This is a genomic window from Vibrio sp. OPT46, assembly GCF_015163535.1.
Taxonomy (GTDB): domain Bacteria; phylum Pseudomonadota; class Gammaproteobacteria; order Enterobacterales; family Vibrionaceae; genus Vibrio; species Vibrio alginolyticus.
On sequence record NZ_JADDYG010000647.1, the window covers coordinates 1 to 1226 of the forward strand.

Here is a 1226-nt window from a genome sequence, read left to right on the forward strand (position 1 = left end):
TCCTCAAACATTTGATTAAACGCTCCCCAAGCGAAAAGCCCTTGCTTACAAAGCAGGGGCTTTTTTTTGTCCGTATAAATTCAATAAAAGAAATAGAGACCTTACAAGAAAATTTCTCTCCACTAATAGGGGATACCCCTAGTCGCCACCGAGGCCCACCCGCCGGACTTACCCCAGCATCACTAGGGTTCGTCCCTCACCAAGTTCTGCCGCTCAAGGCTGTTGTCCACCAGCGCTAGTACGATGCCAACAAAACCCCGTTGTCACCGTCCTAGCAGAAAGCTGGTGGCCACATGAATCGCCTTCGGCGAGCTAAAAGCATTTGTATCGCTTTTCTTAACGGCTTCGCCTAAAAAGCTGTCCCTCTGTCGAGCCCCATTGTATCGCCTTTGTCCGGGGTAAAGTCAACCAATATAGTTAAATATACTTAACTATATTTAATGTTTTAATGTGGTATTTTAGAGCGTGTTTTAGTATAATTTCCTTAGTTGCTTATGTAACTATCTATTTTAAAACAATTGCTTGGGGGCAATATGAAGATTTCATCATTCGATAAGAAAGTAGTCATTTCATTACTTAATCAGCTGACACCCGAAAAGACTGAAACATCCACGGAGAGAAACGGCGAAATAGACAAAGTAGCCCTAGCTGTTCGATTAGGGAAAATCCGATTCATTAAACAAGAAGACCAGTATGTAGATTTAAAAGCTCTATCTGGTGACCTATTTAATCCTGATGTGAACATCGATATAAGAAAAGAAGAACTTAAGCGAAGTGAAAGTGCTTTTAGAGTGCGCGTTCATCGTGAAGGTGTTTGGATTGTCGAATCGCAATATTGGACCGGGAGAGCTTGGGAAGGTATCGAAGGTATCTCAAACAATGTTATTTGTGGCTTTGTAGGTGATGACTTTGTTGGCTCTGGATACGAACTGGATTTAGGTCGCGAAGCACTTACTGCATACAATAGCCAACCCCTAGACGCGCTTGGCTTTGTAATTGATCCGTTCCGTCAAGAATAGTAATCGGTAAATCTAACGTGTATAGAGGGCTCAATGGCCCTCTTTTTTATAAAAAGTTGCTTGGGGGCAGTATGGACAGAATCATAAAGATCAACGAAGAAAAGAAGGCACAAGTAAAAAAAGCACTTACACTAGCATTCAAGTGCGTAAATGCTATTCAAGGCAAACGTCTTAGAAGCATCCGAACCCAACCTATTCAGAGCAAAT

2 protein-coding genes are annotated in these 1226 nt (G+C 42.1%); both read left to right on the top strand.

Annotated features, from left to right (window positions below; all coding sequences use genetic code 11):
• The coding region (locus IQR33_RS34230; protein ID WP_228014109.1) for a hypothetical protein at positions 1 to 239 on the top strand (239 nt) is incomplete at its 5' end.
• A gap of 294 nt (positions 240 to 533) precedes the next feature.
• Positions 534 to 1019 carry a hypothetical protein gene (locus IQR33_RS24010; RefSeq protein ID WP_193844129.1) on the top strand — a complete coding sequence of 162 codons (486 nt, stop codon included), beginning with the start codon at positions 534 to 536 and terminating at the stop codon, positions 1017 to 1019.
• Positions 1020 to 1226: the final 207 nt, after the last annotated feature.

Coding starts and splice junctions, on each gene's coding strand:
- IQR33_RS24010 (WP_193844129.1), top strand. CDS start 534: ATGAAGATTTCATCATTCGATAAGAAAGTAGTCATTTCATTACTTAAT.